We start from the raw sequence: 18,730 nt of genomic DNA on the forward strand, positions 1-18,730 counted from the left end.
AGCGACCTGGCCGCATCGAAGGCCAGGCGTCTCCTGCTCCCGGCTTGGGACGTCCTTGCCGACAGGCGCCGTGCGCTGCCGTGAGACGGTGCGCGGGGCACCATTCTGCAGACGGCTCCATCGGCCCGCCCCTGCGACTCACCTCCCGAGGAGACCAGTGATCTCGAGCCCGTCAACGCCTCAGGGCTCGACCTGCGACGACGCCAGCCAGGAGGGTCTGACCGTCGCCGGTGGACGGTCCGCCATGGTCGTCCTCGTCCCCGGGCTCGGTCTCGACAGCCGGTCGTGGCATCGCGTCCGCAGGGATCTCGCCGGCCAGAGCACCGTCGTGACCCTGCCCTCTCTGGGCCTGCCCGCGTCGCGGGGCACGGACCTGTCGGTCGAGCGCCAAGCCGGTCGGCTGCTGCAGAGCCTGCCTCGGGGCGAGGCCATCATCCTGGTCGGCCTCTCGGCCGGCTGCCCCGTCGTGGTCCAGGCGGCCACCCGCAGCCCGGATGTGGTGGCGCTCGTGCTGGTCGGGCCCGTCACCGATCCCGCCGCGAGGACCTGGCCCCGGATGCTGGGCCAGTGGGCCCGCACCGCAGGTCACGAAAGGCCCGGCGAGGCCCCGGTGCTCGTGCCGCAGTATCGGCGCACCGGCATACCGAGCATGCTTCGGGGAATGGACGCGATGCGGCACTTCCGCACCGACCTCGCCCTGGGGCGGTTGACGCTACCGGTCGAGATCGTGCGCGGCGAGGGTGACCGGATCGCCTCGCACGCGTGGTCGAGCGTCCTGCGCGAGGCGAGCAACGCACGCCTGACCACCGTGCTCGGCGCCGCCCACATGGTGCCCCTCACCCACCCCGGCGCCGTGGCGGCGGCGGTCGATCGTGCGCGCCTGCGGGCTGGCCTCGTTCCGCTGGCCCGCGCTGGTCACGCCGTGCCCTCCGCGCCCGCAGACCCGCGCGAGCCGTCGTCCGGCCTGTGACACGGAAGCGGGTGCTTCGACCCTGACCGCTCCCTCACCGTCGACGGACGATGGGAGAAGAGGAAGGTGGGTGCGTCATGGACAGCCGGGAGCAGGAGCGACAGGTCACTCCGACGGGGCAGGACGGCCAGTGGCTGACGAAGGCCTGGGTCGGCGTCGCGTTGGTTCCGGCGTTCTTCTTCATCGCCTTCGCCGTGGGTGAATGGCTCTACTCGATGCTGGGCCATCAACCCGGGAGCGGCGATGCCCCTCTCTGGGTCGTCCTCGTCACGACGGTGCTCATCCTCGCGGTGGCCGTCGCCCCGTGTCTGGTGGCGGTGCACTACGGGCGACGCGCCGTCAGGGCGGGCGACCCGCGCGGGCGCGTCCCGCTCGTGCTCGCCTGGCTCCTCGCCGCAGGTCTGGTCGTGCTCACCGTCGTGTCCGAGGTCGGCAACCTCGTCCGTCAGTGACGTCGGTCAGACCCACCCGCTGCCCTGCGGGCTCGGTGCCTCAGGGCTCGCTGCATCAGGGCTCGGTGCCTGAGGTTTGCACGGAGTCGCGGGGTAACCCACAGAGAGCGAGCCGCTCGACTCGCGCCACTGCCCAGTTGACGGGAAGCACACGCCATGGACTACGTCCGACTCGGAAACACCGGCCTGCAGGTCTCTCCGATCATCATCGGGTGCATGAGCTTCGGTGACCCCGCCCGAGGCGCCCACCCGTGGACGCTCGACGAGGACGCCAGCCGGCCCCTCATCCGCCAGGCGATCGAGGCGGGCATCAACACCTTCGACACGGCCAACGTCTACTCGGACGGCAGCAGCGAGGAGATCGTCGGGCGCGCTCTGACGGAGTTCGGTCGCCGCGAGGAGCTCGTCATCGCCACGAAGGTCCACGGCCGCATGCACGACGGCCCCAACGGAGCCGGCCTGTCGCGCAAGGCGATCCTCACCGAGATCGACGCGAGCCTGCGCCGGCTGCGCACCGACTACGTCGACCTCTACCAGATCCACCGGTGGGACCCGCAGACCCCGATCGAGGAGACGATGGGGGCGCTCCACGACGTGGTCAAGGCGGGCAAGGCCCGCTACGTCGGCGCGTCCTCGATGAACGCGTGGCAGTTCTCCAAGGCGCACTACCTCGCCCGGATGGCTGGGCTGACGACCTTCGTGTCCATGCAGAACCACTACAACCTGCTGAACCGCGAGGAGGAGCGCGAGATGCTGCCGCTCTGCGCCGACCTCGGGGTCGGAGTCATCCCGTGGAGCCCGCTCGCCCGGGGCAAGCTCACTCGTGCCTGGGAGGCGGAGACCACCCGCAGCCAGACGGACGAGTTCGGCAAGACCCTCTATCGCCCCGGTGACCAGGCGATCGTCGAGCAGGTCGCGCAGATCGCGGAGGAGCGTGGGGTGGCACGGGCCCGGGTCGCGCTGGCGTGGGTGGCAGGCAAGCCCGTCGTCACGGCACCGATCATCGGCGCGACCAGGCCGGAGCACATCGACGACGCCGTGGCAGCGCTCGACCTCGAGCTGACTGACGAGGAATGCCTCCGACTGGATTCCGCCTACGAGCCGCACGAGCCCGCGGGCTTCTGAGGCCGTCGTGCAGGTGCGAAGAGAGCGCGTCCGCAGGTCACTCCTGTCACATCCGTCACACCCGTCACGAATCTTTGAGAACTTCTCCCACAACAGCCCCCAACCGCCCCACTCCACCTATGGTGGAGGAGCCGAGGACGGTGGGCCCCTGGGGAGGCTCGACCGGACATCGGCGTGACAGAGGCGGCCCCGTGGGGGCCATACGTGACGAGACGCCTGAGGGGGTGGCCGGCCGGTGGGTGATGACGCCCGACCCAAGGGTCCCTTCGTCCTCAACATTCGCATGAGCGGTCGGCTCGTCCCGTTCGCAGCCGGTTTGACGGTCTTTGCCGTGCTCCCCTTCCTCGGAGGCAGCGCAGCCAGCACCGAGCGGGCCGATGTCGTGCTCGCAGCGGGCGCTGCGGCCGACGTCGCGGTGCAGGATGCCGTCGGAGTCGTCGAGGCAGCGCGGCAGGGCTTCGCCGGCCCGGGCGCCCCCGCCCTGCTGGGTGACGCCGTCGCCGTCGGCGGAGGCAACGCCGCCTTCAGCGGGTCCTCGGGCCTGTTCATGTTCCCGTCGATCACCCTGGCGCCCCTGAGCGGGCCCATGAACGCCCTCGCCACGGCACTGACGACCGCCCAGGCGGTCGTGGCCCCGATCGTCGGCGGCAACACCGCGACGGGCTTCATCCACCCGGTCGCCGGAGGCGAGTCCTCCGCCTTCGGCCCGCGCATCCATCCCGTGCTGGGCCGGGCCATGTTCCACACCGGCATCGACCTCATGGCCGCGTGCGGCACGCCGATCCGCGCGGCCGCCGACGGCACCGTCATCTACGCCCGCGTGTCCAACTCGTGGGGCCTGCGCACCATCATCGAGCACACCTCGGGCATCAAGACCGCCTACGGCCACCAGTCGAAGTTCCTCGTCGAGGAGGGTGACGTCGTCAAGCAGGGCCAGGTCATCGGCCTCGTCGGCACGACGGGCTGGTCGACCGGATGCCACCTGCACTTCGACGTCATCATCAATGAGCGCTACGTCGACCCGGCCCCCTACCTCGGCTTCACCCCCTCCGCCGCAGACAGCATCCCGTATGCCGTCGTCCCCCACCTCGTGCTCGACCAGGGCGGGCGCACGGTGCGCACCGTCGAGGACGGCGACGTGCCGATCCCGCCGCGTGGCACCTCCGGCTCGAGCAGCTCGGTCGACGGATCGGGCAGCACACCCACGACGCCCACCTCGACGCCGACGACCACACGCCCCACCACCTCGGGCACGACGACGACCAAGCCGACGACATCGGCCACGACCTCGGGCACGACGACGACCAAGCCGACGACGTCCGGCACCACGACCGGCACCGGCACGACGACGGGAACGCCCACCTCCGGCACCCCGACGACGCCCCCGCCCACAACGACGACGAATCCGCCTGCCACCACGACGGATCCGCCAGAGACGACCAACCCGCCGAGCACAACGACGGCTCCGGCGGAGACGACCAACCCGCCCACGACCGCCGACGACCCGACGACGACGTCGGACCCGGCGCCCATCTCGACGGGACAGTCGACGAGCAGCGCGGAGCAGTCGATCACCACGACGTCCGAGCCGGCACCGGTTGACTCGAGCGACTCGGCACCCGAGCAGACTGCGACGAGCGACTCCTCTGGCAGCTCCGAGGGGTCCTCCAGCGACACCACCAGCGAGTCGACGAGCGACTCGGGCTCGACCGCCGACGCCACTCCCTGACGTCACCACCGCGACCCCGCGGGTGCGACTGGTCGCCTCGGTGCCTCGGTGATCGGCCGTGTCGCGGGCCCACCCTGTCGTGCCTGCTCCACCCGTCGGATGAGCCGATTGCTCACGATTGGGCGTCGCTCTTGCGTGGTGACTCCCCCGGGCGTGTCCCAGCCGATAGGTTTCCGGAATGGACGACGTGAATCCCGATCTGACGGATCGGACCACCGGCGAAACGGTTGCCCCTGACCGCACCGGAGGCGCTCGCGAGCCGATGGTCGTCATCGAGGGCGTCAACAAGCACTTCGGAGACCTGCACGTGTTGCAGGACATCAACCTCACCGTCGGCAAGGGTGAGGTCGTCGTCGTGCTGGGCCCCTCGGGGTCTGGCAAGTCGACGCTGTGCCGAGCGATCAACCGGCTCGAGACCATCGAGTCGGGCACCATCAGCATCGACGGCAAGGCACTGCCCGACGAGGGCAAGCCGCTCGCCCAGCTGCGCGCCGACGTCGGCATGGTGTTCCAGTCCTTCAACCTGTTCTCGCACAAGACGATCCGCGACAACGTGACCCTCGGGCCCATCAAGGTGCGCAAGAAGTCGAAGTCCGAGGCCAACACCCAGGCCGACGCCCTGCTCGAGCGGGTCGGCGTCTCCGCCCAGGCCGAGAAGTACCCCGCGCAGCTATCCGGTGGACAGCAGCAGCGTGTGGCGATCGCCCGCTCGCTCGCCATGGGTCCCAAGGTCATGCTCTTCGACGAGCCGACCTCGGCGCTCGACCCCGAGATGGTCAACGAGGTCCTCGACGTCATGGTCGGCCTCGCCAAGGAGGGCATGACGATGATCGTGGTCACGCACGAGATGGGCTTCGCCCGCAAGGCGGCCGACCGCGTCGTCTTCATGGCCGACGGGCAGATCGTCGAGATCGCCACGCCTCAGGAGTTCTTCACCGCTCCCAAGAGCGCGCGGGCCAAGGACTTCCTCGGCAAGATCCTCACGCACTGAGCGCCGACTCACCACCCAACCAACCGACCGCAGGGAGCGGCACGCACACGGTGTGCCGCGAGCAACCACTCATGGAGGAACCCAGATGAAGTCACGAGGACTTGGCGCCGTCGCAGCAGCAGCCACATTGGCGCTCACGCTTGCTGCGTGCGGATCCAGCGACAGCGGGGGCAGCGGGGGCAGCACCGGCGCAGAAGGGGGCACGAAGCTCAAGATCGGCATCAAGTTCGACCAGCCGGGCATGGGCCTCAAGAAGGGCACCGAATACACCGGCATGGACGTCGACGTCGCGAAGTACATCGCGAAGGAGCTCGGCGCCGCCGAGGGCGACATCACGTGGGTCCAGGCCCCGAGCGCCCAGCGCGAGACCCTCATCCAGACCGGGCAGGTCGACATGATCCTCGCCACCTACTCGATCACCGACGCCCGCAAGGAGAAGGTGAGCTTCGCCGGCCCCTACTTCATCGCCGGCCAGGACCTGCTCATCCGTGCCGACGACGCGTCGATCACCGGGCCCGACGCCCTCGACGGCAAGAAGCTCTGCTCCGTCAAGGGCTCGACCTCGGCCCAGAAGGTCAAGGACAAGTACCCCGGAGTCCAGCTCCAGGAGTTCGGCACCTACTCGGAGTGCCTGCCGGCCCTCGCCACGGGTGGCGTCGACGCGCTGACGACCGACGACACGATCCTGGCCGGGTATGCCGCCCAGCCGGAGTTCAAGGGCAAGTTCAAGGTCGTCGGCCAGCCGTTCTCCGAGGAGAACTACGGCGTCGGAATCAAGAAGGGTGACACCGCCAAGTGCACCCAGATCAACGACGCCATCAAGAAGATGGTCTCCGACGGCTCGTGGCAGAAGGCTATCGACGCCAACCTCGGGCCGGCCGGCTACAAGCCGGGCGCGGGCAACCCGCCCACTCCCGCGGCCTGCTCCTGATCGAGCGCTCTCGGTGGCGGGCCGGTCGATCCCAACGGTCGACCGGCCCGCCACCACCACGCGGGCTCGACCCTCGCGCAGAGCACGACAGCTCTGACACGCACTGACCAGCACTGACCAGCACTGACCAGCACCATCGACGTCCCACGACATCTCCGCTCGAATCCTCCCCCGAAAGGAGCGCCGTGCTCGACATCCTCGACAAGTACGACGTTCTCGGCGCGTTCTGGATGACGATCAAGCTGACCTTCTTCTCGGCGATCGGCGCGCTCGTGCTCGGCACGGTCCTCGCCGTCATGAGGGTCGCGCCCGTGGCGATCCTGCGCCGGCTGGGGGCCTTCTACGTCAACACGGTCCGCAACACGCCGCTGACGCTCATCCTCGTCTTCTGCTCGCTCGGTCTGCTCTACATCCTCCAGCTCAACCTCGCCGACCCCAGCTCGTCGACCTCCATCGTCGACAACAACATCCGGTGGGCCATCGTGGGCCTCGCGGCCTACCACGCGGCCTTCGTGTGCGAGGCGCTGCGCAGTGGCGTCAACACCGTGCCGGTCGGCCAGGCGGAGGCAGCACGCTCCATCGGGCTCACGTTCACCCAGAGCCTGCGCAACGTGATCCTCCCGCAGGCCTTCCGCGGCTCCATCGCCCCCCTCGGCTCCGTGCTCATCGCGCTGACGAAGAACACGACCGTCGCCTCGATCATCGGTGTGGCCGAGGCCTCGGGCTTGATGAAGGAGATCATCGAGAACGAGACGGCCAGCGTCGCGGTGTTCTTCGTCTTCGCCCTCGGCTTCGTCATCCTCACCCTGCCGGTGGGCATCCTCTTCACGTCCCTCTCCCGACGCCTGGCGGTGAAGCGATGAGCGCTCAGACCGTTCTCTTCGACGCACCGGGGCCGAAGGCCCGTCGGCGTCACGCGATCCTCACCGTCATCGGCTTCGCGCTGGCAGCGGTGACGGCGGGCCTCGTGCTCTGGAAGTTCCAGGCCCAGGGCCAGCTCGAGCCCGAGATGTGGAGCGTGCTCTTCACGCCCGACGTCTGGAACGAGTACCTCATCCCGGGCCTGATCAACACCCTCAAGGCGGCGGCGATCTCGATCGTGCTCGCCGTGATCTTCGGGCTCGTCTTCGGCATGGGTCGTCTGTCGCACAACGGCCCGATCCGCTGGGTGAGCGGCATCGTCGTGGAGTTCTTCCGCTCGGTGCCCGTGCTGCTGATGATGTACTTCTTCTTCCAGCTCTTCGCCTTCAACAACTACTTCGGCACCGACTACAACTCGCTGGCTGCAGTGGTGCTCGCCCTGACGCTCTACAACGGGTCGGTCATCGCCGAGCTCGTGCGGTCCGGTGTGCACGGCCTGCCGAGCGGCCAGTCGGAGGCAGGTCTGTCGATCGGCCTGACGGCCGGGCAGACACTGCGATCGATCCAGCTGCCCCAGGCGTTGACCGCCATGCTGCCTGCCCTCGTGGGCCAGCTCGTCGTCATCCTCAAGGACAGCGCGCTCGGCACGGCGATCACCTACCCCGAGCTGCTGCAGGCCGCCAAGGACGTCGGCACGGCCTACGGCAACGTCATCCCGGCCTACGTCCTCGCGGCGGCGATCTTCATCCTGATCAACTTCGGGCTGACGACCCTGGCCGGTCGCGTGGAGCGGCGGCTCAACCGCCGCGGTCGCGGTCCCCGCAAGGTGGCCGGCGGTGGCGGTGTCGTCGGAGCGAGCACGGTCCAGCTGCCGATCGAGGGGGCTCCGTCCGTGGTCTCCCCCGGATCGGGACGCTAGCGACGCGCGAGCACCCATCCCGGCTCGAGCCGGGCACAGACGAAGGCCCTGACACCTCGTGTCAGGGCCTTCGTGGTGGGCTCCCCCGATTGGACTCGAACCAATAACCTGCCGGTTAACAGCCGGCTGCTCTGCCAATTGAGCTACAGGGGAATGCTGCCGGGCAACCATAGCAAAGGGACGGGGCCGACACTAAATCGGGTCTCGGGCCTGCTCCCGGCCCCTCAACGACCGATCTCGGAGCGCAGTCTGGCGAGGTGTCGGGCGGCCTCCGCGGCCACCGCGGGGTCGTCGACGCGGGCTCCCTTGCCCGCGATGACCTGCTCGACGATGGCTCCGGTGGCAAGGTCCTGGCGGATCACGACCCGCACGGTGCGGCGCGCTGCCGTGCGGAACTCGTCGGCCAGCACCACACTCGCCTGCACGCGCTCACGCAGCGTCTGCTGGATCATCGAGGGCTCGGTGATGTGCCACTGCGAGGGCGCTCCGTGGTCGACCCAGGTGACGGTCAGGAGCGAGGGCTCCCCCTGCCACGTGCCCGCCTCCACCTCGTGCCACGGGCGTCGCCACCCGAGCGCGTCGTCAGGGCCGACGAGCGCGAGATGGTGCGTGGTGGCGAGGACGTGCGACCCGGTCTGCTCGTCGCGGGCCCAGGCGAGCACCCGCTCGCCGGAGTCGAGCGGCACGGCCGAGCGCGCCGCGTCGGGCAGTGGAGCGCGGCGGCGCTTGTCGAAGAGTCCCATCAGGCCATCCCTGCCTTGATCGTGGCCAGCTCACGCTGCAGGACCTGCAGCTGCGTGCCGAGCTCGCGGGTGCGCTCGGGCGACGGCTCGGCAGCGTGGTCGAGGCGGCGCATCTCGCTGAGGGCGTCGGCGATCTGCCGGGTGAGGGCGATCGTGCGCACCCGGTCGAAGAGCTCCTCGACGTAGCGGGCGGTGGGCAGACCGGTGAGCTGGTCCATCCGCGTGGGCATCGTGCCGACGGCGAGCTCGCTCACGAGGCCGCCGACGGGTCGGGCGGCCGCCTCGGTCACGGCGGCCATCCAGGCCTGGGTGTTGGCGGTGCTCGTCGTGGCCCGCGCGATGCGGATGCCGTCGAAGACCGCGCGGTGCGCCGGCGACGAGAAGGCCTCGGGCGTGAGCATGTCGATGGCCTCGGCCTTGAGCACCTGCGGGAACTGCAGGAGCACCTGGAGCAGCTGCCGCTCGGCGGACACGACGGGGTCACGGGGGTCGGGCATCTCCATGAGGTCACCGGACTCCCCCGGTGCCGGCTCGGGCGAGTCGACGGTGGCGCGGTCGCGGCGGCGGTCGTCGTCGGAGGAGTCGACCGTGAGACGGCCGGCTCGGCTCACCTCACGCAGCACCTGCTCGACCTCGAGCCCGAGCAGTCCGGCCACCTCGCGGGTGTACTCCGGGCGCAGCGACTGGTCGCGGATGGCTGCGACGATGGGGGCGACCGCCGTGGCCGCCCGCACCCGACCCTCGGCCGTCGTGAGGTCGAAGCGCTTGATCGTCGTGCGCACCGCGAACTCGAACATCGGCACGGCGTCCTCGACGAGCGCGAGCACCGCCGGGTCGCCCTTGGCCTGCCGCAGCTCGCAGGGGTCCATACCCGAGGCCTCGACGGCGACGAAGGACTGCGACGACCACTTCTGGTCGTCGGCGAACGCCCGCATCGCCGCCTTCTGCCCGGCCGCGTCACCGTCGAAGGTGAAGATGACCCTCGCCGGGGCGAGGTCGGCCTCGTCGCGCATGATGCGGCGCAGCACCTTGATGTGGTCGGAGCCGAAGGCCGTGCCGCACGTGGCGACGGCGGTCTCGACGCCGGCGAGGTGGCACGCCATGACGTCGGTGTAGCCCTCGACGACGACGGCGGTGCGCTCTGCGGCGATCTTCTTCTTCGCGAGGTCGAGGCCGTAGAGCACCGTCGACTTCTTGTAGATCGGCGTCTCGGAGGTGTTGAGGTACTTCGCCTCGATGCGGTCGTCGTCGAAGATGCGGCGCGCCCCGAAGCCGACGGTGTCGCCGGTGATGTCGCGGATCGGCCAGACCAGCCGGCCCCGGAACCGGTCGTAGAGACCGCGTGAGCCGCGTCCGGCCAGGCCTCCCGTCACGAGCTCGTCGTCGGTGAAACCCTTGGCCCGTAGGGCGCGCACGAGGTCCTCACCTCCGCGCGGGGCGAAACCGACCCCGAAGTGCTTGGCCACGGCGCCGTCGAAGCCGCGGGCCCGCATGAAGTCACGGGCGGGGCGGGCACCGGGCAGGTTGAGCAGGGCGTCGGCGTAGAACTCCTGCGCGACGCGGTGGGCCTCGATGAGGCGGGAGCGCCGTCCCGAGCCCTCCTGGCCCGAGCGCGCACTGCCGTCCTCGTAGCGCAGCTCCATGCCGAGCTTCTGCGCCAGTCGCTCGACGGCCTCGCTGAAGGAGAGCGCCTCGACCTTCTGCACGAAGGAGATGACGTCACCACCCTCGCCGCACCCGAAGCAGTGGTAGAACCCGGCGGCCGGGTTGATGCCAAACGACGGGCTCTTCTCGTCGTGGAAGGGGCACAGCCCGACGAGCCGGGCCCCGGACCGCCGCAGCGTCACGTGCTCGCTCACGACGTCCTCGATGGACGACCGCGCCTTGACCGTCGCGATGTCGTCGCTGTTGATGAGCCCCGCCATCTGCCTCCTCCCGCTGCTCGTGATTCTAGGTCGTCACGGTGTGGCCGCCGGTCGGCGGCTCCACGTGGCGTGCAGCGCTAGGGCCCGCACGTCGGTGAGCGAGGCCACCTGGTCGACGACGACGCGCAGGCGCTCGCCGTCGTCGGCCGCCGCGTCGTGGTCGGCACGGAAGGGTGCGTCGAGGCGCTCACCCGGCCGGCCGGCATACCCCTCGACGAGGGCGTGCACGATCTCGCGCTGCTCGGCCATCACGCCGAGACGCTCGTCGGTGGTCATGACGAAGTGGTTGGCGATCGCCTTGAGCACGGAGCACTCGGCGCGCGCGTCGTCGGGCACGACGAGGTCGGCCTCGAAGCGGCACAGCGGCCCGGGTCCGTGCCGCTCGCGCGTGGCGCGCTCGACGTCGAGGACGAAGTGGCCGATGAGCCGGCTCGTCATGTCCTTGAGGCGGGCGAGGTCGCCACGAGAGCCGCCGTATGCCGTGGGCACCGCGTCGGAGGCCAGCAGCCGGTCCAGCGCGGCCGCCAGGGCGTCGCTGCCGAGGTCGGGCGCGTAGGTGCGGCCTGCCACGGCGACGACCTCGGCCATGTCGGTGGAGCGGAGCACGCGTGGGTCGAGCCAGCCGGAGGCGATGGCGTCCTCGACGTCGTGCACGGAGTAGGCGACGTCGTCGGACCAGTCCATCACCTCGGCCTCGAGGCAGCGCCGGCCCGGCCGAGCATCCTCCCGAATCCACTCGAAGACAGCTAGATCCGACGGATAGACGCCGAACTTCCCTGTGGCGAGAGGACCTTCGCCGCGCCGCCACGGATACTTGGTCGTGGCGTCGAGACTGGCCCGGGTGAGGTTGAGCCCCGCGGGCGTGCCGTCGGGGTGCGTCCGCTTGGCCTCGAGGCGGGTGAGGATGCGCAACGTCTGGGCGTTCCCCTCGAAACCGCCTATGTCGCGGGCGATCTCGTCGAGCACCGTCTCACCGTTGTGTCCGAACGGCGGGTGCCCCAGGTCGTGGGCGAGGCACGCCGTGTCGACGACGTCGGCGTCACACCCGAGCGCTGCGCCGAACTCTCGACCGATCTGGGCGACCTCGAGCGAGTGGGTCAGGCGGTTGCGCACGAAGTCGTCGTGACCGGGTGCGAGCACCTGGGTCTTGGCGGCGAGCCGGCGCAGCGCCGAGGAGTGCACGACCCGCGCCCGGTCACGGGCGAAGTCGTCGCGGTCGGCCCGCTTCTGGGCAGGGTCCTCCGCCAGCCACCGCTCACGATCTCGACCCTCGTAGCCCACGACCAGACTCTATGCGGACGGGTCAGACGTTCGGGACGCGATGGCGCGCCGGTCGACCCCGAGGGCGCATACTTCAGGGATGGAGCCGTTCAGGCTTCCAACGCGAGGAGCTCGCCATGGGCGACAAGTCACCGAAGTCCCACATGACCACCAAGGCCAAATCGCTCAAGGAGAAGCGTGCCGACAAGCACGCGAAGTCCGCGGCCAAGGATCACATCGAGATCATCCCGCCGAAGAGCAAGCGCTGACCACCTCCTCAGGTCGGCTCTGACAGCTCCGCGCGGGCCCGCCGCACCCAGGCCGGCTCGGTGCCGTAACGCTGCGGCTTGATGAGTCGCAGGTTGGTGCAGTCGTCGACGAGCTCGGCCATGCGCTTGTCACGCGTCGCCTCCTGCTTGGCCGTCACCACCCAGGCAACGGCGAGCTTGCGGTAGGACGGGGTCGCAGCGTCCCAGAACGCCGAGGCCCTGGCGTCGGCGCGCAGCAACGCCTCGTGGCCGTCCGACCACTGCAGGTCACGGTTCTCGTAGGCGTAGGTGCCGGACCGGTCCTCGCGCCGAAGGGCGAAGGCCGCCAGGCCCGCGGGGTGCATCCTGCCCGCGGCGGTGAGCTCGGCGACCGAGGCCATGTTGATGGCACTCCAGTTGCTCCCGCGCTTGCGTGGGGTCCAGCGCTGGCGACGCGTGTCGTCGTCGATGCGCTGGGCCACGGAGTCGATCCAGCCGAAGCACAGCGCCTCGCGCACCGCCTCGGCCCACTCGAGACCCCGCGGCTCGACGTGCTTCTTGTTGAGACCCATCCAGAGCTCGGTCGCCGTCTCGTGGTTGGCCTCGAGCCACGCGCGGAAGTCGGCCGCGTCGTCGAAGAACACCGCTGGCCGCTCGTGCGATCCGTCCTCTCGCATGACCCGATGGTGCCACCTGACACCGACAGAGGGCAGGATCGACCCGTGACCAGCACTGCCGCCCGCCTCGTCCTCGCTGCCCGCAACAACGCCCTCTGGTGCGATGCCGTCGCCCGGGCCCACGGGATCGACACCACCGTGGACGACACGGCCTGGACGGCTCGGACGCGCACGCCGCCCTACTACCCCGATGCCGTCACGCTCTCCCCCGACGTCGAGGAGTACGACCTGCTCGCACGGGTCGACGACTCCGACGGGTGCTCGATCAAGGACTCGTGGACGAGCCTCGACCTCTCGCTCGAGGACTTCGCCCGCATCGTCGTCGGCGAGTGGGTCTGGCTCGACGCCGCGACGCCCCTGCCCCGCCTCGCGAGCAGCACACCTCGCACCTGGCAGCGCGTGACGACCGCGGACGAGATGGCGACCTGGGTGCGCGCTTGGTCGACCGACCCGGAGGCAGCAGCCATCCTCCGCCCCTCCCTGCTCGACGAGCCGGGAGTGCACGTGCTCGCTGCGCGGGCCGCCGATGACCCCGCAGCCCCGGTCGTCGCCGGTGCGATCGTCCACGTCACGGGGGAGGTCGCCGGCCTCGGCAACATCTTCGCGCGTGACGGTGACGAGCACCGAGCCTGGCGCGAGGCCGCGGCCGCCGCGCGCGAGGTCGCGGACGGCATACCCCTCGTCGGGTGGGAAGCGGGAGCGAGCGTCGAGGCAGCGGTGGCCGCAGGGTGCGAGCGGCTCGGCCCGCTCACCGTCTGGCTGAAGTAGCGCTCAGCCGCCGCTGACCGAGAGCTCGGCCTCGGCGATGGTGCGCTCGTGCTCCTCCGAGAGCTCGCGCGACTCGAGCCAGCGGTCGGGCAGCGCGACCGTGCGCGACGACCCGGCGCGCCCGCGCTGGCCCTCCGCGGCCTCCCCCGGCCACGGCGCGTCGCGGTCGAGGGTCGAGAGCAACGTGTCGAGTGCGGCCAAGGAGTCGACGAGCGCGAGGGAGTTGCGGATGGTCGACCCGGCAGGGAATCCCTTGAGGTACCAAGCGATGTGCTTGCGGATGTCCCGGCAGGCGCGCTCCTCCTCACCGTAGAAGTCGCTGAGGTATGCCGCGTGCGTCCGCAGCGTGTCAGCGACCTCCCCGAGCGACGGGGTGACGCGCGTCGGGGTGCCAGCGAAGGCAGCCGCGAGGTCGGTGAAGAGCCACGGACGACCGAGGCAGCCGCGACCGACGACGACGCCGTCGCACCCGGTCTCCTCGACCATGCGCAGGGCGTCCTCGGCCGACCAGATGTCGCCGTTGCCGAGCACGGGCACCGAGGTGATCGTCTGCTTGAGCAGCCGTATGGCGTCCCAGTCGGCCTGGCCGGAGTAGGCCTGCGACGCGGTGCGGCCGTGGAGCGCGATGGCGGCCACGCCCTCCTGCTCGGCGGCCAGACCTGCATCGAGGTAGGTGAGGTGCGTGTCGTCGATGCCCTTGCGCATCTTGACCGTCACGGGGATGTCGCGCCTGGCGCCCTCCTCGACGACGGCGCCGACGATGCGCCGGAAGAGGTCCTTCTTCCACGGCAGGGCCGAGCCGCCACCCTTGCGCGTCACCTTGGGCACGGGGCAGCCGAAGTTGAGGTCGATGTGGTCGGTGCGGTCCTCGGTGACGAGCATCCGCGCCGCGGCGCGGGCCGTGGCCGGGTCGACGCTGTAGAGCTGGATCGAGCGGGGGTGCTCGTCGGGGTCGTGTTCGATGAGGCGCATCGACTCGGGGGTGCGCTCGACGAGGGCGCGCGAGGTGATCATCTCGCTGACGTAGAGGCTCGTCGCCCCGCTGGCCCGGTTGCTCGTGGCCAGGGCCGTGCCCTCGTTGCCGTACTCACGGCACAGGCGGCGGAAGGCACGGTTGGTGATGCCGGCCATCGGCGCCAGCACCACCGGCGACTCGATGACGTGCCGGCCGATGCGCAGCGGCGGCAGCACCGCCCCCGGCGCCGTCGCCGGGGCGCCCGGCGCGGGGGTGCCGAGTGCCGGCGTGCCCTGAGCAGGCGCGTGGGTGGTCATCAGGTCGGTCACAACACACGATTGTCCCCAGGGATCGCGCAGGACCGAAATCGAGCGGGGTCAGCCGGCGTGCCGCACCGCCGCGAGCTGCTTCTCCACGGCGTGCAGCTCCGCGTCGGTAGCGGCGCCGTCGGCGATGGTCGTCTCGGCGTCGGTCAGGAGGTCGAGGTAGCCGACGGAGCCGCCCGAGCCGGTGAGCGAGACCGTCGCATCCCACGACACGGCGCCGGAGGCGAACTCGAGCCAAGCCTGGAGCAGCTCGGAGCGGGCCCGGTCACGACGGTCGCCACCGGGCGAGAGCACCGCGTGCGCGTCCGCCGCGGTGAGCAGCGGGGTCTGCTCCGAGAAGACACCCGAGACCGCCGAGACGATCTCGAGGTAGGCCAGGGTGAGGTCGGGGTCGATGTGGGGGCTGCCCGTGCCGGAGTACTGGTGCTTCCACCAGCCACTCCCCCGGGTGTCGTCCTCCGTGCCGGTCACGATGACGCCGGCCGCGTCCTCAGCCGACCCTCCGTCGTCGTCGCTGACGACGAGGCCCACCGTCTCGACACCGGGCGCCGCGAAGAGCGCGACGGCCCCGTCGGAGGCGGCGAAGGGGAACGTGCCGAAGGGCGTCGGCGTCGGGGGCTCGAGCGGTTCGGGCCCCACCCCGTCGTTGTAGAACGTCGTCACGTCGGGCAGGTCCCAGGTGAAGGTGAGGTCGTCCGAGCCGGGATCGGTGGCGTCCGCCGAGACCCCCAGGGCCTGGCCGGACTCGACCACGAGGTAGTCGCCCCCGGGGAACGAGACCGCGTCACCGACGTCGATCGAGGCAGACGGGTCGAGGTTCGCGACGACGACGTCGACGGTGTCCTGCCCCGCGCCGCCGTCGTCGTCGGTGACGGTCACCTCGACGGCATACGTCCCGTTGTCCCCGTAGACGTGGTCGACGCCGGAGGCGAGCTGCGCGGGGGTGACGGCCTGGGCGGCTCCGCCGTCGCCCCAGTCGATCGATGCCGTGTGCGTGTCGAGCGTGCCGGGGTCGGTGAAGGTCGCGCTCACCGTGGCGGTGCTGGCCTCGTCGATCGCGTCGCCCGTCGCGGTGACCGTCGGCGCGACGTTCGTGACCGTGACGGTCACGTCGTCGGCGGCGTCGAGCTGCTCGACCTGGTCGAAGACGGTGAGGGTGAGGCCGTGTGCAGCCGGGCCCTCGACCGCCGAGAAGGTCGGATCGGCGAGCGACACGTCATCGAGCGCCGAGCCGTCGGCGAAGGTCTGCGGGTCCCAGAGGTAGGTGAGGCTCGCGCCCCCGTCACCGTCACTGCTGCCCGATCCGTCGAGCACAACCTCCGAGCCCTCGGCCACGACGTAGGGCCCGCCGGCGTCGGCGACGGGCGGCGCGTGCACACACGGGTTGGCGACGTGCTCGGCGCCCGTGACGTAGCGGTTGCCGGCGATGTCGCAGATGACCGGGGTCCGGTTGCTGCCCTGGAGGAAGCCGCCCAAGGTGGAGAACGGCGTGTCGTCGGTCGGGTCGGTGGGCACGCCCACCTCCCAGTGGAGGTGGGGTCCGGTGGCGGCGCCGATGTCGCCCTCCTCGCCGAGCACGTCCCCCGCCTCGACCGGCTCGCCAATGGTCCAGCCGTAGTCGATGCTCGCCGTGCCGGTGCGCAGGTGGGTGTACTTCGTCCACTCACCGTTGGGGTGCTCGATCCAGACGTAGTTGTTGTAGTCCTGGCACAGACCGGTGACGACGCTGTTGGGGATGTTGTTGCCGTTCATGTCCTCGTCGTCCTGGCAGCTGTGCTCGAGCGAGTCGTCCTGCGCCCCGCCGTAGTTGTCGAGCCCGTCGCCCCGGCCGTAGTCCTCGCCGTTGTGGTCATCGACCCACCGCACGACGCCGCTGGCAGCTGCGACGACGAGGATGCCGCTGTCGCCGGCCAGGTCGACGCGGTCCTTGTTGCCGTTGACCCCGCCGTGGTCGTGGGCGTCTGCGGTGACGCGCATCTCGGTGCCGTCGGCATAGGCGATCCGGTAGGTTCCCGCCGACGGGTTGTCACCGTGGCCCGCGACTCCGGGGGCGGCTCCGACGAGCGACAGGCCCATCGCGATGAGCGCCGACGTGACGGTGATGCGAGTTGGCTTCATGGCCATTCCTCCCCGGCGGAAACGTGCCTTCAACGCTACGCCGGGCCGCGCGCGCTCACCGGGTTTTCACAGACTTCTCCCAGACGTCACGGCCGGGCCGCCACCTGCGCCGCGAAGCGCAGCACGGCGTCGGCGAAGGCCTGCGGCTGGTCGAGGTTGGACAGGTGGCCCGCGCGGCGGATGATCTCGACGCGGGCGTGGGGGCAGGCCCGCACGAAGGCCCGGGTGCCGACCCGGAACTGGTCGAACTGCCCGTTGAGCAGCAGCACCGGGCACGCCACCGCGTGCAGCATCGCGGGTCGGCAATGCGTCATGACCTCGCGCCACGCAGCGGGTGTCGGGGCGAAGTCATAGCCACCGGCGATGACCGGCTCGATGCGCTCGGGTGGGTAGAGCCGCCGCAGCACCCGGTCGTTGACCCGGGTCATCCGCTCGGGTCCCAGGCGATCGGTGAGCGCCGCCACTCCGCGATAGACCGCCGCACCCGGGCCGGTCGGGGTGGCGGAGGCGTCCGCAAGCACGAGGCCGCTGAGCGCGTCACCCCGCCGGGCGGCATACGCCATCGCGGCGTAGCCGCCGAGCGAGTGCCCGACGAGGACGACAGGGACGCCCGTGGGCAGCGACTCGTCGATGACCTCGACGCAACGGTCCAGCGTGAACTCCTCGCCCGCGCGGCTGCCGTGCCCCGGCAGGTCGACGAGGGTCAGGCCGACGTGGTCGCGCAGCAGGGGGATCTGCGGCGCCCACTGCGAGCTCGCCAGTCGGGAACCGTGGACGAGGACCAGGTGCACCTCCACCCCGCGAGGATGCCACGATGACCGGGTGACGCACCTCATCAGCGCGGCCGAGCTCGCCCAGGAGATCGACGACGTCGTCGTGCTCGACGTCCGCTGGGCCCTCACGACGGCCAACACCTCTGCCGGGCGCGACGACTACGAGGCGGGCCACGTGCCGGGCGCCTTCTTCGTCGACCTCGACACCGAGCTCGCTGCGCCAGCGGGGGCCGGCGGTCGGCACCCCTTGCCGGATCCCCTTGTCGTGCAAGCGGTTCTGCGACGGGCGGGCATCACTCCGCGCAGCCGCGTCGTCGCCTATGACGGCAAGGAGTCGTATGCCGCCGCGCGGGCCTGGTGGGTGCTGCGCTGGCTCGGCATCGACGACGTGCGCGTGCTCGACGGCGGGTATGCCGCGTGGCTGGCCGCCGGTCTCCCCGTCTCGACCGAGATCCCGGGCGACAGGGAGGGCGACCGGCACGGCGACGTCGAGGTGACACCCGGACAGCTCCCGACGCTCGACGCCGACGGTGCCGCGCGCCTGGCCCGCGACGGGCTGTTGCTCGACGCGCGGGCCGCCGAGCGCTACGTAGGTGAGACCGAGCCGATCGACCCCGTCGCCGGTCACGTGCCGGGCGCGGTCAACAGCCCGACGACCGCCTGGCTGGCCGAGGACGGGAGCTTCCGGCGCGACCTGGCTGCGCACTGGGCTGCGGTGCGGGGCGACCGCGTCGGCGCGGTGGGCGTCTACTGCGGCTCGGGGGTCACCGCTGCTCACCACCTGCTGGCGCTGGCCGAGCTGGGGGTCGAGGGAGCCCTCTACGCCGGCTCCTGGAGCGAGTGGATCCGAGACCCGTCCCGTCCCGTCGCCACGGGCCACGAACCGGGGTGAGGGCGCCCGCATCCTGCTCCGCCCAGCGGAGCAGGATGTGAGTCTGGCTCGGGTGGGTCAGGGCCGC

At 70.7% G+C, this 18,730-nt stretch carries 18 protein-coding genes and 1 tRNA gene; 11 read left to right on the forward strand and 8 right to left on the reverse strand.

Annotated elements, in window-relative coordinates; genetic code table 11:
• Positions 1–157 precede the first annotated feature (157 nt).
• From LG278_RS12925 to LG278_RS12960, 8 genes are all read left to right on the forward strand, one after another.
• Complete coding sequence (locus LG278_RS12925; protein ID WP_404387430.1) at positions 158–970, forward strand: alpha/beta fold hydrolase; 813 nt, start codon at positions 158–160, stop codon at positions 968–970.
• Positions 971–1,047: 77 nt separating this feature from the next.
• Positions 1,048–1,422: a hypothetical protein gene (locus tag LG278_RS12930; protein WP_404387432.1), complete on the forward strand. Its 375-nt coding sequence runs from the start codon at positions 1,048–1,050 to the stop codon at positions 1,420–1,422.
• A gap of 156 nt (positions 1,423–1,578) precedes the next feature.
• Positions 1,579–2,547 (forward strand): aldo/keto reductase, encoded by a 969-nt coding sequence (locus tag LG278_RS12935; protein ID WP_404387433.1) that lies wholly within the window; start codon positions 1,579–1,581, stop codon positions 2,545–2,547.
• Positions 2,548–2,830: 283 nt separating this feature from the next.
• Positions 2,831–4,276 carry a M23 family metallopeptidase gene (locus LG278_RS12940; protein WP_404387434.1) on the forward strand — a complete coding sequence of 482 codons (1,446 nt, stop codon included), beginning with the start codon at positions 2,831–2,833 and terminating at the stop codon, positions 4,274–4,276.
• 262 nt (positions 4,277–4,538) lie between these two features.
• Entirely contained in the window at positions 4,539–5,267 is a 729-nt protein-coding gene (locus LG278_RS12945) for an amino acid ABC transporter ATP-binding protein (RefSeq protein WP_404393639.1), read from the forward strand.
• A gap of 85 nt (positions 5,268–5,352) precedes the next feature.
• Entirely contained in the window at positions 5,353–6,198 is an 846-nt protein-coding gene (locus tag LG278_RS12950; RefSeq protein WP_404387436.1) for a glutamate ABC transporter substrate-binding protein, read from the forward strand.
• 185 nt (positions 6,199–6,383) lie between these two features.
• Complete coding sequence (locus LG278_RS12955) at positions 6,384–7,061, forward strand: amino acid ABC transporter permease (protein WP_404387438.1); 678 nt, start codon at positions 6,384–6,386, stop codon at positions 7,059–7,061.
• Positions 7,058–7,978 (forward strand): amino acid ABC transporter permease, encoded by a 921-nt coding sequence (locus tag LG278_RS12960; protein WP_404387440.1) that lies wholly within the window; start codon positions 7,058–7,060, stop codon positions 7,976–7,978. Before LG278_RS12955 ends, LG278_RS12960 begins: the two co-directional genes overlap by 4 nt.
• Positions 7,979–8,058: 80 nt before the next feature.
• Here the strand turns inward: LG278_RS12960 and LG278_RS12965 are convergent.
• The 4 genes from LG278_RS12965 to LG278_RS12980 form a co-directional block, all read right to left on the reverse strand.
• A tRNA-Asn gene (locus tag LG278_RS12965) sits at positions 8,059–8,131 on the reverse strand.
• Between the two features lie 71 nt (positions 8,132–8,202).
• Positions 8,203–8,721 carry a hypothetical protein gene (locus LG278_RS12970; RefSeq protein WP_404387441.1) on the reverse strand — a complete coding sequence of 173 codons (519 nt, stop codon included), beginning with the start codon at positions 8,719–8,721 and terminating at the stop codon, positions 8,203–8,205.
• Entirely contained in the window at positions 8,721–10,646 is a 1,926-nt protein-coding gene (gene dnaG / locus LG278_RS12975; RefSeq protein WP_404387443.1) for a DNA primase, read from the reverse strand. Before dnaG ends, LG278_RS12970 begins: the two co-directional genes overlap by 1 nt.
• A 33-nt stretch (positions 10,647–10,679) precedes the next feature.
• Positions 10,680–11,927: a deoxyguanosinetriphosphate triphosphohydrolase gene (locus tag LG278_RS12980; protein ID WP_404387444.1), complete on the reverse strand. Its 1,248-nt coding sequence runs from the start codon at positions 11,925–11,927 to the stop codon at positions 10,680–10,682.
• A gap of 116 nt (positions 11,928–12,043) precedes the next feature.
• On the opposite strand from LG278_RS12980, the gene LG278_RS12985 reads away from it, so the two are divergent.
• Complete coding sequence (locus LG278_RS12985; RefSeq protein WP_404387446.1) at positions 12,044–12,175, forward strand: hypothetical protein; 132 nt, start codon at positions 12,044–12,046, stop codon at positions 12,173–12,175.
• Between the two features lie 8 nt (positions 12,176–12,183).
• On the opposite strand, the gene LG278_RS12990 is transcribed toward LG278_RS12985, so the two are convergent.
• Positions 12,184–12,831: a YdeI family protein gene (locus LG278_RS12990; RefSeq protein WP_404387447.1), complete on the reverse strand. Its 648-nt coding sequence runs from the start codon at positions 12,829–12,831 to the stop codon at positions 12,184–12,186.
• Between the two features lie 45 nt (positions 12,832–12,876).
• Here LG278_RS12990 and LG278_RS12995 point away from each other — a divergent pair, with 45 nt between their 5' ends.
• Complete coding sequence (locus LG278_RS12995) at positions 12,877–13,599, forward strand: hypothetical protein (RefSeq protein ID WP_404387449.1); 723 nt, start codon at positions 12,877–12,879, stop codon at positions 13,597–13,599.
• A gap of 3 nt (positions 13,600–13,602) precedes the next feature.
• Here LG278_RS12995 and dusB read toward each other — a convergent pair whose 3' ends face one another.
• From dusB to LG278_RS13010, 3 genes are all read right to left on the reverse strand, one after another.
• Entirely contained in the window at positions 13,603–14,871 is a 1,269-nt protein-coding gene (dusB, locus tag LG278_RS13000; protein WP_404393641.1) for a tRNA dihydrouridine synthase DusB, read from the reverse strand.
• Between the two features lie 60 nt (positions 14,872–14,931).
• Positions 14,932–16,998 carry a PKD domain-containing protein gene (locus LG278_RS13005; RefSeq protein WP_404387451.1) on the reverse strand — a complete coding sequence of 689 codons (2,067 nt, stop codon included), beginning with the start codon at positions 16,996–16,998 and terminating at the stop codon, positions 14,932–14,934.
• An 86-nt stretch (positions 16,999–17,084) separates the two neighbouring features.
• On the reverse strand, positions 17,085–17,795 hold the full coding sequence (locus LG278_RS13010; protein ID WP_404387452.1) for an alpha/beta fold hydrolase: 711 nt from the start codon (positions 17,793–17,795) through the stop codon (positions 17,085–17,087).
• A 25-nt stretch (positions 17,796–17,820) separates the two neighbouring features.
• Here LG278_RS13010 and LG278_RS13015 point away from each other — a divergent pair, with 25 nt between their 5' ends.
• The gene (locus LG278_RS13015; RefSeq protein ID WP_404387453.1) at positions 17,821–18,663 is read left to right on the forward strand and encodes a sulfurtransferase; all 843 of its coding nucleotides are present in this window, start codon (positions 17,821–17,823) and stop codon (positions 18,661–18,663) included.
• Positions 18,664–18,730: the final 67 nt, after the last annotated feature.

This window comes from Humibacillus xanthopallidus, assembly GCF_044793955.1.
GTDB lineage: Bacteria > Actinomycetota > Actinomycetes > Actinomycetales > Dermatophilaceae > Humibacillus > Humibacillus xanthopallidus_C.

Bases quoted from the DNA above. Each gene is read 5' to 3' on its own strand.
- LG278_RS12990 (WP_404387447.1), bottom strand. From the start codon at position 12,831: ATGCGAGAGGACGGATCGCACGAGCGGCCAGCGGTGTTCTTCGACGAC.
- LG278_RS12935 (WP_404387433.1), top strand. From the start codon at position 1,579: ATGGACTACGTCCGACTCGGAAACACCGGCCTGCAGGTCTCTCCGATC.
- LG278_RS13005 (WP_404387451.1), bottom strand. From the start codon at position 16,998: ATGAAGCCAACTCGCATCACCGTCACGTCGGCGCTCATCGCGATGGGC.
- LG278_RS12940 (WP_404387434.1), top strand. From the start codon at position 2,831: ATGAGCGGTCGGCTCGTCCCGTTCGCAGCCGGTTTGACGGTCTTTGCC.
- LG278_RS12945 (WP_404393639.1), top strand. From the start codon at position 4,539: ATGGTCGTCATCGAGGGCGTCAACAAGCACTTCGGAGACCTGCACGTG.
- LG278_RS12960 (WP_404387440.1), top strand. From the start codon at position 7,058: ATGAGCGCTCAGACCGTTCTCTTCGACGCACCGGGGCCGAAGGCCCGT.
- LG278_RS12930 (WP_404387432.1), top strand. From the start codon at position 1,048: ATGGACAGCCGGGAGCAGGAGCGACAGGTCACTCCGACGGGGCAGGAC.
- LG278_RS12985 (WP_404387446.1), top strand. From the start codon at position 12,044: ATGGGCGACAAGTCACCGAAGTCCCACATGACCACCAAGGCCAAATCG.
- dnaG (WP_404387443.1), bottom strand. From the start codon at position 10,646: ATGGCGGGGCTCATCAACAGCGACGACATCGCGACGGTCAAGGCGCGG.
- dusB (WP_404393641.1), bottom strand. From the start codon at position 14,871: ATGACCACCCACGCGCCTGCTCAGGGCACGCCGGCACTCGGCACCCCC.
- LG278_RS12950 (WP_404387436.1), top strand. From the start codon at position 5,353: ATGAAGTCACGAGGACTTGGCGCCGTCGCAGCAGCAGCCACATTGGCG.
- LG278_RS12970 (WP_404387441.1), bottom strand. From the start codon at position 8,721: ATGGGACTCTTCGACAAGCGCCGCCGCGCTCCACTGCCCGACGCGGCG.